Here is a 234-nt window from a genome sequence, read left to right on the forward strand (position 1 = left end):
AAACGCACAGGCTGCACAACAATACCAAACCTGGCTACAGGATGAGCTGATCGATGAGGCGACGAAGTCCGAGCTGCGCGCGCTTGAAGGCAACGCCAAAGAAATCGAAGACCGGTTCTACCGCGACCTGGAATTCGGCACTGGCGGTCTGCGCGGCGTCATGGGGGCCGGCACCAACCGCATGAATGCTTATACGGTAGGCAAAGCTACGCAAGGGCTGGCTAACTGGCTGCT

The 234-nt window shown here is 58.5% G+C and carries 1 pseudogene; it reads left to right on the top strand.

Going from position 1 to position 234, the window contains the following annotated elements:
• A pseudogene (locus tag PA598K_RS34935) lies at window positions 1-234 on the top strand (phospho-sugar mutase); the annotation flags it as partial.

This window comes from Paenibacillus sp. 598K (assembly GCF_003851045.1).
In the GTDB taxonomy this organism is placed as follows: Bacteria; Bacillota; Bacilli; order Paenibacillales; family Paenibacillaceae; genus Paenibacillus_D.